The organism is Pseudomonas sp. S2_F07, assembly GCF_054668325.1.
The window spans coordinates 1,229,805-1,243,495 of sequence record NZ_CP162758.1; the positions used below are offsets into that span (position 1 = coordinate 1,229,805).

The following is a 13,691-nucleotide window of genomic DNA, read 5'->3' on the forward strand; positions in this document are numbered from 1 at the left end:
GGTCAACAGCAGAAAACCGCCGAGAAAAATCGTCATCTTGGCCATGGGGCCTCCCACACAATGAATTGGCGGTACAGGGCGGCATGTGCCGCCGTACCGGAGATTTATTGTGGGCTGACGGCTGTATTCGTTACAGAGGCAGATTGCGCTGAAAAATACGGATCAGATCCGCTTTCAGGCTGTGCTTTCAAGGGTTTCCCAGGAAGCAGTTTGCGCGCGATATCCACGAAAGGCGTGACGATCAAGCCCTGCAGCGTCAGGTAACGCTCGTGATCCTGTTCGCCGGTACCGAAATGGATGGCCTCGGGTGTGGACCGGGTGACGTACAGCGTGCCGAACATCCAGTCCCACAGTGACAGGTTGATGCCGAAGTTCTTGTTGAAGTGTCGCGGTGCATCGCTGTGATGAATCTGGTGTTGCGCCGGGCTGCTCAGTACCCGCTCCAGCACCGGCCCGAAGGAAAACCAGACATGGCTGTGACGCAGGTTGGCCGCCAGGGCATTGAAGATGAATACGATGTAGGTCACGCCAAACAAGGTATAGCGGCTGATCTCCCCGCCACAGACGTACCAGAAGACACCGGCAAACGCGCCGACGCAGATGATGTCCGTGAGCTTTTCGACCACTTCTTCCAGAAAGTGCACGCGGCTGGCCGTCGCCGGCACCAGCACGGGCGCCGAATGATGGACTTTGTGGAAGGCCCACAGGTACCGCGAATGGAAAGCGCGATGGCCCCAGTAATGGCTGAAATCCTTGACCAGAAATACGCCCAGCCCATAGAGCAGGGTCAACGCCAGGTGCTCCTCCACTTGCGTACGCGCGCCCCATAGTTGGGTGAAGAACGCGATGTAGTCCGCTGAACGCAAGACGTACGGATCCACCAGACCGACGATGGGCAGCACCAGGGCAACCTTGAGGATGGCGAGTACGAAGTAGTAGCGGTAGTCCAGCAGTGCCGAGCGATGCAGGTACACCCGGCGGCCGCCGATGAACTGCCCGAATGAGCGAGCGTCGGTCAGGCCCCGGGATTCTCGGTAGCGGAACAGGCAGTAGGCGACGCCGTAAGACATGCAGAGAAAGGCTAGACCGAGTCTGCCGTTGAAGTCGAAAATGCCCAGGAACTGCCGGGTGACCGGTTCGATCACCCATTGGGATAAATAAAGATGGATTGTGGCAAGAACATCCATACCAGGCTGCCCAACGTAAATGGAAGGGCAATTGTAAATGAGAATGAGTCTTTAGTGTGTTGATTTATGACCGGCTGTCAGCCGCCCAGCGCAATGATCGCAAGGATCAGCACACCCCCCGTAGCGGCCATGATCACCCCACCCTGCCATTGCGTGGCGCCAGCGTATCTGGCGAGCATCCAGCCGGCGATGAACAGCACCACGAGCCCGATCAGGTTGGACAGGCGAATGGCGAGTGCCGTCTGATCCAGCAGTATGAACGGCACCACCAGCGGAAACGTCGAGCCCACGACCAACAGGAAAACCCCGAGGGCGCCCCTGAAGTCGTTCCAGCCCAGGCCCGCCCTGATCGGCAAGGAGGGCTGCTCGAGCAGCCGCCGGCGCAACAACTCCAGGCCCTCGCTGCCGGCCGCCGTCGCGAACTGCAACGGCAATACCTGCGCAACGAGCGCCTGGCCGGCCACGGCGTCCGCGCCATTGCGCAAGGCCATGTACAGCTTGATCCTGCGCGTGCGCTCGACCAGTGCGCGCAACAGGTACATGACCGCATCGGCCAGTCCCCAGGCGAGATTGCAGCCGAGCGCGGCAATCATCATCGTGCGTTCGGCTGCCTGGTCCGCCGTGGCCACGCTGATGGTGCCGGTGAACGTCATGGCCATCAGCAGGCCGAAGATCACCTCGGTAATGCGCTCGACAGGGTCCAGTACAGGCGCCCTTTCGAATTGACCATTGTCTGGCATGAACTCACCTCGTCGGAGTGTGCTTGCACGATATCGGTCGACGCGTCGGCCAGGCACCGGTTGCTCCGGCTGGATAGCCGCATCCCCGTCAAGTGTAGATTGAACGGCTACACTCATGCGCACACGTTATCTGCTTCAAGAGGAGTGGTTCATGCTTGATTACTTCGCCCTGGGCCTGCTGGTCTTTGTCGGGCTTGTGCTGTTTTACGGGATCATCCTGCTCCACGACATCCCCTATGAAATTGCTGTCCACCGCAACCACCCTCACCAGGATGCAATCCACGCCACCGGCTGGGTCAGCCTCTTCACCCTGCACGCGCTGTGGCCGTTCCTGTGGATCTGGGCCATGGCCTATCGAGAGGACCGGGGCTGGGGTTTCAGTGACGGACATTCACCCAAAAGTCATGTGGTTCACCTCGAACAACAGGTCGCCGAGCTGCAAGGCCGGATCGAGCGCCTGGAGGCAGCGACGGGCACGACCCAGAACCGGGTGCCAACGGACAATCTCGGCGAGGGCATTTGAGCCATGGATCTCTTACTCATTCTGACGTATGCCGCTCTGTGCGTAGCCATCTTCAAGATCTTCCGCATCCCCCTGAACAAATGGACAGTACCCACGGCGGTGCTGGGCGGAGTCGTGATTATCGGCGCGTTGATTTTCACGATGAACTACAACCACCCCTACTCCGAGGTGGCGCGTTCCTATTTCGTGTCGGTTCCGGTGATTCCCGTGGTCAGCGGCCAGGTGATCGATGTACCGGTGAAGTCCAACCAGCCCCTGGAAAAAGGCGATGTGCTGTTTCGCATCGACCCGGCGCCGTTCGAATACCGACTGAAATCCCTCAAGGCACAGCTGATTGCCGCCCAGGCCGATCGCGCGCGGATCACCGAGCTGATCAAGCGTAATTTCAGTACCCAACGGGAACTGGACATGGTGGTCGCGCGCAGCGATGACCTGAAGGCACAACTGGACAGCGCGCAGTACGAACTCGACAACACCACGGTCCGTGCGCCGAGCAAAGGCTTCGTCACCCATGTTTCGCTGCGTCCGGGCATGATGGCGACCAAGTTGCCGCTGCGCCCTTCGATGGTCTTCATTCCCGCGGAAGGGCATTACTTCTCCGCGTGGATGCGCCAGAACAGCCTGTTGCGCCTGACCGAGGGCGATGAGGCCGAGGTCGCTTTCGACGGCATTCCGGGCAAGGTGTTCGAAGGCAAGGTCAAGACCGTCGTTTCGGTGATCGCCGAAGGCCAGATCCAGCCGTCGGGCACGCTGATCGGCTTCACCGGTTCACCACCGGCCGGCCGGGTCCCGGTGATCATTGAGATCACCGACCCCGACTATGCACAGTACGCCGGCCAGATGCCGGGCGGTGCCTACGGCCAGGCGGCGTTGTACAGCCAGCATTTCCATCACATCGCGATGATGCGCAAAATCCTTCTGCGCATGGCCGCCTGGATGAACTACATCTTCCCGTTCCACTAACCCGGGCAGCATCGGCCACTGGCTCAATCCCTGGATTGGGTCAGTGGCCGGTTCAGCAAACCGGACTGATTTCGCAGGCTAAGGATCGGAGGAAGAAGGCCAGACAGTGGGTCGCACCATTGGGGTGCTGGAAGAATCGACAGGAAGGAGCGAGGCAGCGAGGGTCGGCGCTAAATAATCCAATACAGCAGCAGGCGAGAAGCAATCCAGTGAGACGCCTGGACCACCCCCCATGCCAGCAGGGCACACATCAACAGGTAGCCCGCAAGGAACCTGAACATCGCGTCCCTTTCCATGCAACCCTCCCGGCTTTACAGCCATACAAGGCGTTCAATGCCAGCGCGTAACCATTACGACGTCCGTCTCGCCCGTATAGGCTTCGATTGCCAGAATGGCTTCCAGTTCCACAGCCGTACAATTCGGGAAAAATGACCTGCCCCTGTCCGCAGGCAGGCCACTGCGGCGCTCACGTCACTTCAGATACCACCCCCAGGGTTCGCCGTTGTAGCGGGTGATCTGCTTGGTTTCCAGGTAGCTGTTGTAGCCCCACTCACCCAGTTCGCGACCAATGCCGCTTTGCTTGTAGCCGCCCCAGGGTGCCTCGACGAAGGTCGGTTGCGAGCAATTGACCCACACGATGCCTGCGCGAAAACCGCGAGCGACCCGTTCGCAACGCGGGATATCCCGGGACATGACGGCCGCCGCCAACCCGAACGGCGAGTCATTGGCCAGGCGGATCGCTTCGGCTTCGGTGTCGAAGGCCCGCAGGCACACCACCGGGCCGAAAATCTCCTCGCGCCACACGACGCTGTCCTGCGGGACATCGGCGAAAATCGCCGGCGTCAGGTAATACCCCTTTTCCAGATGACCCGGCCGCACACCGCCCGACACCAGCCGCGCCCCCTCTTGCTGACCGGCTGCAATGGCCGCCAGCACCTTGTCCAGTTGCCCCTGGCTGACCAGTGGTCCGAGCTTCACCCCTTCCTCGAAGCCCTGGCCAATCTGAATCTGCTCGGTGGCGGCAATCAAGCGCTCCAGCAACGCCGGGTACAACCCGCGTTCCACCAGCACCCGCGAAGTGGCTGAACAGACCTGGCCCTGGTTCCAGAAGATCCCGAACAGAATCCACTCCACCGCCGCCTCAATATCACTGTCGGCGAAGATCACGAAAGGCGATTTGCCGCCCAGTTCCAGGCTGATGTTTTTGATCTCGCTGGCAGCGGCCTGCATGACCTTGCGTCCGGTCGGCACGCTGCCGGTGAAGGCGATCTTGTCGACCTGCGGGTGTTCGGCCAACGGCGCTCCCGCTTCGCGTCCCCAGCCTGTGACCACATTCAGCACCCCGGCCGGCAACCCGGCCTGGTCGGCGATGCCGGCCAGTTCGAGGGCGGTCAGCGGCGTCAGTTCGGAAGGTTTGAGCACCAGGGTGCAGCCCGCCGCGAGTGCCGGGGCGACTTTCCACGCGGCCATCAGCATCGGGAAATTCCACGGGATGATCGCCGCGACCACGCCCACCGGTTCCTTGATCACCGACGAGGTGAAGCGCGCATCCGGCAAATCGATCGATTGCTCATTGGTTTGGTCCGACTGCTCGGCAAGTCCGGCATAGAAATCGAAGCACCCGGCGGTATCGGCAATGTCCCACAAGGCTTCCGGCAGCGGCTTACCGTTATCGCGCACTTCGATGGCCGCCAGTTCGTCCTGGCGAGCGCGGATGCCCTCGGCGATGTTCCTCAGCACTTGCGCCCGTCGTGCCCCGGACCAACGTGGCCAGTCACCCTCGTCAAACGCCCTGCGCGCCGCCGCCACGGCCAGATCGACGTCCTCGGCGGTCGCCGAGGCAACCCGCGCCAGAACCGACTCGTCACTCGGATCGAGGGTTTCAAAAACACCGCGCTGGACGGGTAAGACCCACTCGCCGCCGATGTACAACCGTTGATAGTCACCCATGGGACACTCCTTGATCCTGCGCTGCCGACGTTGCTGGTACAGCTGTTCGGCGACCTGCAATTGCTCGCGGTCATTGACCCCGAGCACATCGACTTCATCCACTTCCACGGCCGTCACCGTATGCCCCGCTTCGTTGGCCACCGCCACCGCGTCGGTGAGGTAGTACTCACCCTGGGCGTTGCGGTTGCCGATACGCTCCAGCAACCACAGGCAGGTGTCGGCACGCAGGCCCATGACGCCGCCGTTGCAGAAGTTGATGTCCAGCTCCTGCGGGCTGGCGTCTTTGGCTTCGCGGATGGCCCGCAGACGACCGTCCTTCACCAGCAATCGCCCATAGGGTCCCGGTTGCCGGGTATGGAAACCCGCCACCGCCACCGCTGCGCCGTCTATCAGCGCCCGACGCAAACGGTTCAGGGTCTGCGGGGTGATCAACGGCGAATCGCCAAACAGCACCAACACACAACCCTGCTCGTGAGCCTGCAGTGCAGGCCGGGCCGCCAGCAACGCATGGGCCGTGCCCAGTTGTTCGTGCTGGGTAAACACCTGCGCCGTCGGTGCCACCTGTTGCAGGTACTCGGCCACCTGCCCGCCGCCGGCGCCCACCACCACCGCCCGTTGCTCGATGCCCGCCGTCGCCACCGCCGCCAGCACATGGCCGAGCAGCGGCCGGTTGCCCACCGGGTGCAAGACCTTGGGCAGCGGCGAACGCATGCGCGTGCCCTGCCCGGCCGCGAGAATCACCGCCAGGGTCGGCCAGCCAATGTTGTCGCTCATCACGATCCTCCTGTGTGCATCACGGCTTCAGGCCGGATCGCGATAGAACACGTCGTCGGCGTAGGGATACCACCAGTCCTGGATTTTCGGCTGGTGGTCGATGATGACCATTTTCGAGCGGCGGAACGCTTCCAGCCCCTGACGCCCGAGCTCGCGCCCAAGGCCGGACATCTTCCAGCCACCGAACGGCAGCGCATCGTTGTCGATCAGCGGATTGTTGACCCAGACCATCCCCGCCTCCAGACGCTCGGCGGCCTCCATGGCTTCGGCCAGGTCAGTGGAAAACAGCGAGGCGCCAAGGCCGAACGGCGAATCGTTGGCCAAGCGCACCGCCTCGTCGAAATCGCTGACCCGGCAGATCGCCGCCACCGGGCCGAAGCACTCTTCCTGCAGAATCGCCATATCACCGGTCACGCCGGTGAGGATGGTCGGCTCATAGAACCAGCCGACGCTGTGCCCGGGTGGAATCCGCCCGCCGCACACCACTGTCGCGCCCTTGGCCACGGCGTCATCGACCAGGCGCATGACCTTGTTGCGTGCCGCCTCGCTGACCATCGGCCCGATCTCCGAGCGCTCCAGGCCATGACCGATACGCAGGGCGCGGGTGCGCTCGGCGAACTTCGCGACAAACTCGTCATGGATTTCATCGACGACGTAGAAGCGCTCGGCCGACGTGCAGATCTGCCCGCTCAAGTGGAACGCCGCCGTCACCGCCCCCGCCGCCGCCACGTCCAGTGGCGCATACCTGGAGATGATCAGCGGATCGCTGCCACCGGCCTCGATCACGCAAGGTTTCATCCGTTCGGCGCAGGCCACGGCCACCGCCTTGCCTGCGGCCACGCTGCCGGTGAAGGCCACCGCATGGGTCTGATCCGACTGCACCAGCAATTGCGCGGTGACTGCATCGCCCGGCACGCAAGACACCAGCCCCGGCAGCAACGCGGTGAAATGCTCCATGAACTTGAGGGTGCACAGGGTCGTGGCTTCCGCCGGCTTGATGATGCAGGCATTGCCCGCCGCCAGCGACGCGGCGACCGTCCAGCACATCAGCAGGATCGGAAAGTTGAACGGCATGATGTGCACGCTGACGCCGTACGGCTCGTAACGCACATGCTGGAAGGAGCCGATCTGCGTGGTGCCGGCGACCTTGCCGGCATCGTCCCGGGCCATCTCCGCGTAGTAGCGAAAGATCGGCGCGCAGTTGGCCAGTTCGCCCATGGCTTCGGGAAACGGCTTGCCCATCTCCAGGGTCATCAGGCGGGCGACTTCACGGTTGCAGGCCAGGTTCTGCTCAATGGCATTGGCCAGCTGATGCAAGCGCGCGGCGCGACTTTTCGCATCGATCAGGCGCCATTGGCGTTGCGCGGCGGTGGCGGCATCGGTGGCGGTCTGCACATCGGCTTCGCCACACACGCCGACTTGCCCGACCGGTTGCAGGGTCGCCGGGTCGAGCACTTCGCGCACACGGCCATCGGTCAGCGGCAGGAATTCAGAATTGATGAAACGCAATGCGGTGTCAGTGTTGAACGTGGCCATGGGATGATCCTTGAACCAATCGATAAGGGGTTTCACGCAACGTCGCCAGGGTCGCGGCGGGCAGCTCTTCACGCCAGTCGGGCACGTGCCGGTCGAGCCATTGGCGAAGGGGCGCAAAGGCCTCGGCGTCCAGGGCGCGGACAAACAAACCCAGGGTGCGCGGCAAATGCGCCAGGTAACCGTGCTTGCCGTCACGGCCGGCCAGGCGCACGAAAATCCCCAGCACCTTGGCGTGACGCTGGGCGGCCAGGCACCGGTAATCTTCGAGAAAACCCGGCGCATCCAGCTCCGGGCGCTGCAACAGGTAATGGCTGATCAGTGCCTCGCGCAGTGCCTCGGGCACATCGCGCCGGGCGTCTTCGAGCAGTGACATCAGGTCATAGGCCGCCGCCCCGACCAGGGCGTCCTGGAAATCCAGCAAGCCGCAGGCGGCGACACCTTCGCGGCCTTGCAACAGCATCAGGTTGTCGACGTGAAAGTCGCGCAGCACCAGGGCTTCACGGCGTTTTGCGACATCGCGACAAGTGTCGGCGAACAACGCCAGATACTCATCGCGCAGGTCTTGCGCCGCGTCCTTGCCGATCAGCAGCGGCACGTACCAGTCGATAAACAATGCGTACTCGTCCGCCAGTCGCTGCCCGTCGTAAGGCGCCAGTTCCGTGGCTGGCGCAGCGCGATGCAAGGCCACCAGCGTATCGACCGCCAGGTGATACAGCTGCGACTCCGAATGCCCGGCCAGCAGCAGCCGGGTGTAGGTGTCGTGACCGAAATCCTCGATCAACGCCAGCCCCGCCGCTTCGTCCACTTCCAGCAAGGCCGGCGCGGACAGGCCCAGCCCCTGCAACTGCCGGGCGATGCGCACGAACGGGCCGATCGGCTCACTGTCGGGGGGCGAATCCATCAGCAACAGGCCGGCGCCCTCCAGGCGGAAATAACGCCGGGTCGAAGCATCCGCCGGCAAGGCGACCAGCAAGGTCCCGGCGTGACCGGCGCGGGCCAGAAAGGCGGCGCGCAGATCTTCACGGGTTGGCAATGACGCCAGTGCATCTGTCATGGCAGTCACCGGATCATGTAGACCTTTTTGATGGTCTCGTGGACGGTGCACACACCCTTCCAGTCCTTGCCGAAGAAGGCGGCGGTGTCCGGCTTGATCTCGATCACCTCGCCGGACTCGTGGACGTACGTGCAGCGGCCTTCGAGAAAGTGGCAGAACTCGTCGCTGGTCACATGGCAGAACCACTTGCCCGGGGTGCAGATCCAGATACCGCATTCGGACTGGCCTTCGGGGCCTTTGTGCAGCACCACGCCGGAAACACGGGATTCGCCTTCGAGCATGGTCGGGATCACGCCCCAATCCTTGACGTCGGTGATGCTCAGCGGGTCGTACAGAAACGGGGTAGTCATTGTTTTTCTCCAAAAAAGTCCGTTGGCCCAATGCCGATCAGACACCGCGATCCTTGTGGGAGCGAGCTTGCTCGCGATGGCGCAATAACATTCAATATCAACGTTGACTGACCCGCCGCCATCACGAGCAAGCTCGCTCCCACAGGTTTCGCCTTTTAACCGTTCAGCATCAGGTTCAAGCCAGCATGTACACGTTGCGCAGGGTTTCGCGGACGTTGCATTCGCCCGTCCAGCCGGCCGGGAACAGCACCAGGGTGTTGGGGCGCACCTCGATCACTTCGCCGTTGTCATGACGGTACGTGGCGTGCCCCGCGATGAAGTGGCACAGCTCGTCCCGGGGAATCGACAGCCGCCAGCGCCCGGGGGTGCACACCCACAGTCCGCTTTCCGGACTGTTGTTCGGGCCCTTGAACAGCAAGCGGCCGCTGGAATGCGAGACGCCTTCGACGGCGTCGCTCTGCACGCCCCAGTCCACCAGGTCGGTGCGGCTGCTGACGGCTTCGAGGTACGGCGTGATACCCGCCGTGGTGGATGAATCAGGCATCGTTGAGCACCTTGTCGAGAATTGCAGCCGCGTCTTGCGGCCCCTTGCGCGATTGCATCTGCGCGCTGGTGCGCTGCAGGCGTTGGCGCATCGCCTCGTCGTTGAGGCACGCGTGGAGTTTTTCCGCCAGCTGTTCTTCGCTCCATTCGTAGCGGTCGAGCTTGAAGCCGTGGCCGCTTTCTTCGGCGCGCATGGCGTTGTCGTGGCCGTCCCAGACGTAGGACATGACGATCGCCGGTTTGCCGAAGAACAGGCACTCGGTGAAGCTGTTGTTGCCGCCGTGGTGGATCACCGCGTCGACCTGGGCAATCACCGATGGCTGCGGGAACCAGTTAGAAATCTGCACGTTGTCCGGCAGGTCCGGGTACTCGTCGAGGTGCTCGCCGACGTTGAACAGCGCCCGGTAAGACAGCTTGCCCACCGCCTCGATCAGACGCTTGAGCAGCTCGACATCGCCGGAACCGAGGCTGCCGAAACTGGCGTACAGCAGCGGCTTGTCGTTGTGGGCGCGAAACTGCGGAATCTCGTAGGGCGTGTCGTGGCGCACGCAACCCTGCAGGTAATGGAAGCGCTCGGCCGGCAATGGGTGGCGCCGGTCGAACTTCACCGCATCCGGGTACAGCAGCAGGTTCATGAACGGCGAGGCTTCAAAGAAGGTACCCAGCGGATACGGCTGCTCGCCATGGGCCTGGAGGAACTGGTTGAAGTCGTCGTGGATCGGCCCGACCACTTCTTCGAAACGCTGGCGGAATAGCGCGTGGCCAGCCTTGTCGTCGATGCTCATGCCCGACAGGTGCGGCGGGATATCCGGGTCTTCGATCTCGTTTTCCGAGCAGGAAATGATCCGCACCCAGGGCTTGCCGTATTGCTTGATCGCCGGGAACAGGATCACGTTGTCGACGCAGATCAGGTCGGGCTTGACCTTGTCCAGCACCGCCGGCAGGTCCTTTTGCGCCCACTTGGCGGTTTCGACGATGGCGGCCCAGCATTCCTTGACGTAGTTGTCGATCTGGTCGAGCGGCGACTTGCGGAAGTTCGGGATGTGGCCGTTGATGAAGTCCACCCAGTAGCGGGCCATCTCTTCGGCCGGCATCGGTGCCGACATGTTGACCATGTGCTCTTCAAAACCATAACCGGCGTAGACACCGCTCATGCCCGGGTCGGTGAGGAACACCGCTTTGTGCCCCAGGGCTTCACAGGCCTGGGCGATACCCACTGAGTTCAGGGCCGGGCCGTAGGCGGCTTCGGGGAAGAATGCGATCACTTTCTGTTTCATCGAGTGCTGCTCCTGCCTGGTCTTTTTATTGTTCAGCGCGTCAATACGCGGGCATGCCGGGCCTGCCAGCCCAGCCGGATGGTGGTGTCGATTGCAAAATGGGCGAATTCAAACTGTGAGGACGGCACGCGCACGATCAACGGTTTGTCGCTGAGGGGGGTCTGCACGTGCAGGTTGGTGTCGAGGCCGTGGTAGGCGATTTCGACGATCTTGCCGCTGACCTGATTGGCGCAATCGCCGCCCTGCTCCGTCAGCACTTGCAGGCGTTCGGGGCGCACCACCACGGCGACGGATTGGCCGCTCACCGAAGGCGCATCGGTTTCGACGCTCAACTCGTGGCCGCTGACCCGCACCGAGTGCGGGCCCGAGCGCACGCCTTCGAGCAGATTGCTGACGCCGATGAAGTTGGCGACAAAACGGCTGTTGGGGTTTTCGTAGAGCTCGGTCGGGCTGCCGCACTGGCAGACCTTGCCGCCATCGAGCACCGCCATGCGGTCGGACATCACCAGGGCTTCTTCCTGGTCGTGGGTGACGATGATGAAGGTGATGCCGCTCTCGTGCTGCAGGCGCTTGAGTTCCAGCTGCATCTTTTCCCGCAGCTTTTTGTCGAGGGCGCCCAAGGGCTCGTCGAGCAACAACACCCGCGGACGCTTGACCAGCGCCCGGGCCAATGCCACCCGCTGACGCTGGCCGCCGGAAAGCTGATCGGGCTTGCGCTCGGCCAGCTCACCCAGTTGCGCGGTGTTCAGCACTTCATCGACCCGGCGGCGGATTTCGGATTCCGGCAGGCGCTCCATTTCCAGGCCATAGGCGATGTTCTTGCGCACGGTCATGTTGGGGAACAGCGCGTAGGACTGGAACATCAGGTTCAGCGGGCGCTTGTTGGCCGGCAGCGGCGAGATGTCGTTGCCGTCCAGGTAGATGCAACCACCGCTGGGGGTCTCGAAACCGGCGAGCATGCGCAGCAGCGTGGTCTTGCCGCAGCCCGACGGACCGAGCAGCGCGAAGAACTCGTTCTCGCGGATGCTCAGCGACACCTCGTTGACCGCCAGGTCGTTGCCATAGGACTTGCTGACCTTATCCAGGATCAGTACCGCGGAAGAATTATTCATGGGTGCGAGGAGCCTTGTTGAGACGCTGCGAAGCCAGCAGCGCGGTGATGCTGACCAGCATCACCAGCGTCGCCAGAGCATTGATTTCCGGGGTGACGCCAAAGCGGATCATGGCGTAGATCTGCATGGGCAACGTGGTCGAGGCCTGGCCGGAGCCGGAGTTGAAAAAGGCGATGATGAATTCGTCCACCGACAGGGTGAACGAGAGCAACCCACCCGCCAGCACACCGGGGAAAATCACCGGCAGCAGTACCCGACGCAAGGTGGTGAACCAGCTCGCGCCCAGGTCGATCGAGGCTTCGAGGATCGAATAGTCAAAGTGCTTGAGCCGCGTGCGCACCACCGCGCAGACGAAGGCAATATTGAACACCGCGTGGCTGATGATGATCGAGTGCAGCCCCAGGCCGACCTTGAGCAGGTTGAAGAAACTCAACAGCGCAATCGCCAGCACGATGTCAGGGATGATCATTGGCGCCATCAGCAAGGTGTCGACCACCTGGCCTTTGTCGTTGCCCTTGCGGCGCAACTCGATACCCAGCGCCAGGAACGTGCCGAGCACGCAGGCAATCAAGGTCGCCGACAAGGCAACGATCAGGGTGTTGAGCGCCGCTGACAGAATCGCCGTGTTGTGCGCCAGTGCCGCGTACCATTTCAGCGATACGCCGCCCCAGGCGGTAGGCAATCCGGACTTGTTGAACGACAGCAGGATCAGCACCAGGATCGGTATATATAAGAAGGCGTACACCAGCCCCAGGTGCGAACCCAGCACGGTGGCGCTGACAGAACGAGACTGACTCATGAGCGCGCCCCTTCTGCACGACGGGCCACCAGGGCCTGGATGAACAACAGGATCAACATGATCGCGATCAGGAAGAAGCTCAGCGCCGCACCGAACGGCCAGTCCCGCGCCGTGAGGAATTGCGAATAAATCAGGTTGCCGACCATCTGCACCTGCTTGCCGCCCAGCAGGTCGGCAGTGATGAAGTTGCCGATGCTCAGCACGAACACAAACACCGCGCCCGCCGCGATACCCGGCACGCTCAGCGGCAGGATGATCCGGCGAAAGGTCATCCAGCCCGAGGCGCCGAGGTCTTTCGAGGCGTCCCACAATTCGTTGTTGATCCGCGACAGCGACGAGAAAATCGCCAGGATCACAAAGGGGATGTAGTTGTAGACCAGCCCCAGCACCACGGACGATTCGGTGTACAGCAGGCTGATGGGTTCGCCGCTGTAGCCGAGCATTTGCAATAGGCGGTTGATCAGGCCTTCGCGGTTGAGCAGGACGATCCAGGCGTAGGTGCGGATCAGGTAATTGCTCCAGAACGGCAGCATCACCAGAAACAGATACACCGCCTGACGCCGCCGTGGCGCACGGGCAATCGCATAGGCCGCCGGGTAGCCGATCAACACCGCGAACACTGTGGCCAGCCCGGCGATCTTCGCCGATTTGAGCAGGATGCCCAGGTACAGCGGATCGAACGCGCGCTGGTAGTTTTCCCAGGTGAACAACCAGTCGATGCCGCCATAGGCGCCACGTTCAACGAAGCTGTAGACCAGCACCAACAGGCACGGAATCACCAGGAACATCAGCAGCCAGCCGAAGCCGGGCGCAAGAAGCCAGGCCGACAGGCGCCTGTCAGCATGCAAAGCACTCATTAACCCTATCCTCCCGCCTCAGGACA

General features: G+C 62.4%; 13 protein-coding genes and 1 pseudogene. 2 read left to right on the forward strand and 12 right to left on the reverse strand.

All coding sequences use genetic code 11. The features are described from left to right. Positions 1–104: 104 nt before the first annotated feature. Both AB4O40_RS05345 and AB4O40_RS05350 read right to left on the reverse strand, forming a co-directional pair. Positions 105–1,187: a sterol desaturase family protein gene (locus AB4O40_RS05345; protein WP_223541791.1), complete on the reverse strand. Its 1,083-nt coding sequence runs from the start codon at positions 1,185–1,187 to the stop codon at positions 105–107. Positions 1,188–1,264: 77 nt separating this feature from the next. Beyond that, positions 1,265–1,927 (reverse strand): VIT1/CCC1 transporter family protein, encoded by a 663-nt coding sequence (locus AB4O40_RS05350; protein WP_223541792.1) that lies wholly within the window; start codon positions 1,925–1,927, stop codon positions 1,265–1,267. A 151-nt stretch (positions 1,928–2,078) separates the two neighbouring features. On the opposite strand from AB4O40_RS05350, the gene AB4O40_RS05355 reads away from it, so the two are divergent. Beyond that, complete coding sequence (locus tag AB4O40_RS05355; RefSeq protein ID WP_056727334.1) at positions 2,079–2,450, forward strand: DUF3302 domain-containing protein; 372 nt, start codon at positions 2,079–2,081, stop codon at positions 2,448–2,450. Between the two features lie 3 nt (positions 2,451–2,453). Next, positions 2,454–3,413 carry an efflux RND transporter periplasmic adaptor subunit gene (locus tag AB4O40_RS05360; RefSeq protein ID WP_460055685.1) on the forward strand — a complete coding sequence of 320 codons (960 nt, stop codon included), beginning with the start codon at positions 2,454–2,456 and terminating at the stop codon, positions 3,411–3,413. A gap of 471 nt (positions 3,414–3,884) precedes the next feature. Here the strand turns inward: AB4O40_RS05360 and AB4O40_RS05365 are convergent, their stop codons facing one another. From AB4O40_RS05365 to AB4O40_RS05410, 10 genes and pseudogenes are all read right to left on the reverse strand, one after another. Then, the gene (locus AB4O40_RS05365; RefSeq protein ID WP_460058171.1) at positions 3,885–5,363 is read right to left on the reverse strand and encodes an aldehyde dehydrogenase family protein; all 1,479 of its coding nucleotides are present in this window, start codon (positions 5,361–5,363) and stop codon (positions 3,885–3,887) included. Positions 5,364–5,708: 345 nt separating this feature from the next. Then, a pseudogene (locus tag AB4O40_RS05370) lies at positions 5,709–6,137 on the reverse strand (NTP transferase domain-containing protein); the annotation flags it as partial. 27 nt (positions 6,138–6,164) lie between these two features. Then, positions 6,165–7,673 carry an aldehyde dehydrogenase family protein gene (locus AB4O40_RS05375; protein ID WP_460055682.1) on the reverse strand — a complete coding sequence of 503 codons (1,509 nt, stop codon included), beginning with the start codon at positions 7,671–7,673 and terminating at the stop codon, positions 6,165–6,167. After that, positions 7,654–8,727, reverse strand: coding sequence for an aminoglycoside phosphotransferase family protein (locus tag AB4O40_RS05380; protein ID WP_223541794.1), 1,074 nt, complete (start codon positions 8,725–8,727; stop codon positions 7,654–7,656). The genes AB4O40_RS05375 and AB4O40_RS05380 overlap by 20 nt, the downstream gene beginning before the upstream one ends. Positions 8,728–8,732: 5 nt before the next feature. Continuing rightward, complete coding sequence (locus tag AB4O40_RS05385; protein ID WP_007976122.1) at positions 8,733–9,077, reverse strand: cupin domain-containing protein; 345 nt, start codon at positions 9,075–9,077, stop codon at positions 8,733–8,735. A gap of 175 nt (positions 9,078–9,252) precedes the next feature. Then, positions 9,253–9,621 (reverse strand): cupin domain-containing protein, encoded by a 369-nt coding sequence (locus tag AB4O40_RS05390; RefSeq protein ID WP_056727345.1) that lies wholly within the window; start codon positions 9,619–9,621, stop codon positions 9,253–9,255. Continuing rightward, on the reverse strand, positions 9,614–10,897 hold the full coding sequence (locus AB4O40_RS05395) for a nucleotide disphospho-sugar-binding domain-containing protein (protein ID WP_460055677.1): 1,284 nt from the start codon (positions 10,895–10,897) through the stop codon (positions 9,614–9,616). The genes AB4O40_RS05390 and AB4O40_RS05395 overlap by 8 nt, the downstream gene beginning before the upstream one ends. A 32-nt stretch (positions 10,898–10,929) precedes the next feature. Further along, entirely contained in the window at positions 10,930–12,009 is a 1,080-nt protein-coding gene (locus tag AB4O40_RS05400) for an ABC transporter ATP-binding protein (RefSeq protein WP_460055674.1), read from the reverse strand. After that, on the reverse strand, positions 12,002–12,808 hold the full coding sequence (locus AB4O40_RS05405; RefSeq protein WP_056727350.1) for an ABC transporter permease: 807 nt from the start codon (positions 12,806–12,808) through the stop codon (positions 12,002–12,004). The genes AB4O40_RS05400 and AB4O40_RS05405 overlap by 8 nt, the downstream gene beginning before the upstream one ends. Next, complete coding sequence (locus AB4O40_RS05410) at positions 12,805–13,665, reverse strand: ABC transporter permease (protein WP_056727353.1); 861 nt, start codon at positions 13,663–13,665, stop codon at positions 12,805–12,807. The genes AB4O40_RS05405 and AB4O40_RS05410 overlap by 4 nt, the downstream gene beginning before the upstream one ends. Positions 13,666–13,691 lie beyond the last annotated feature (26 nt).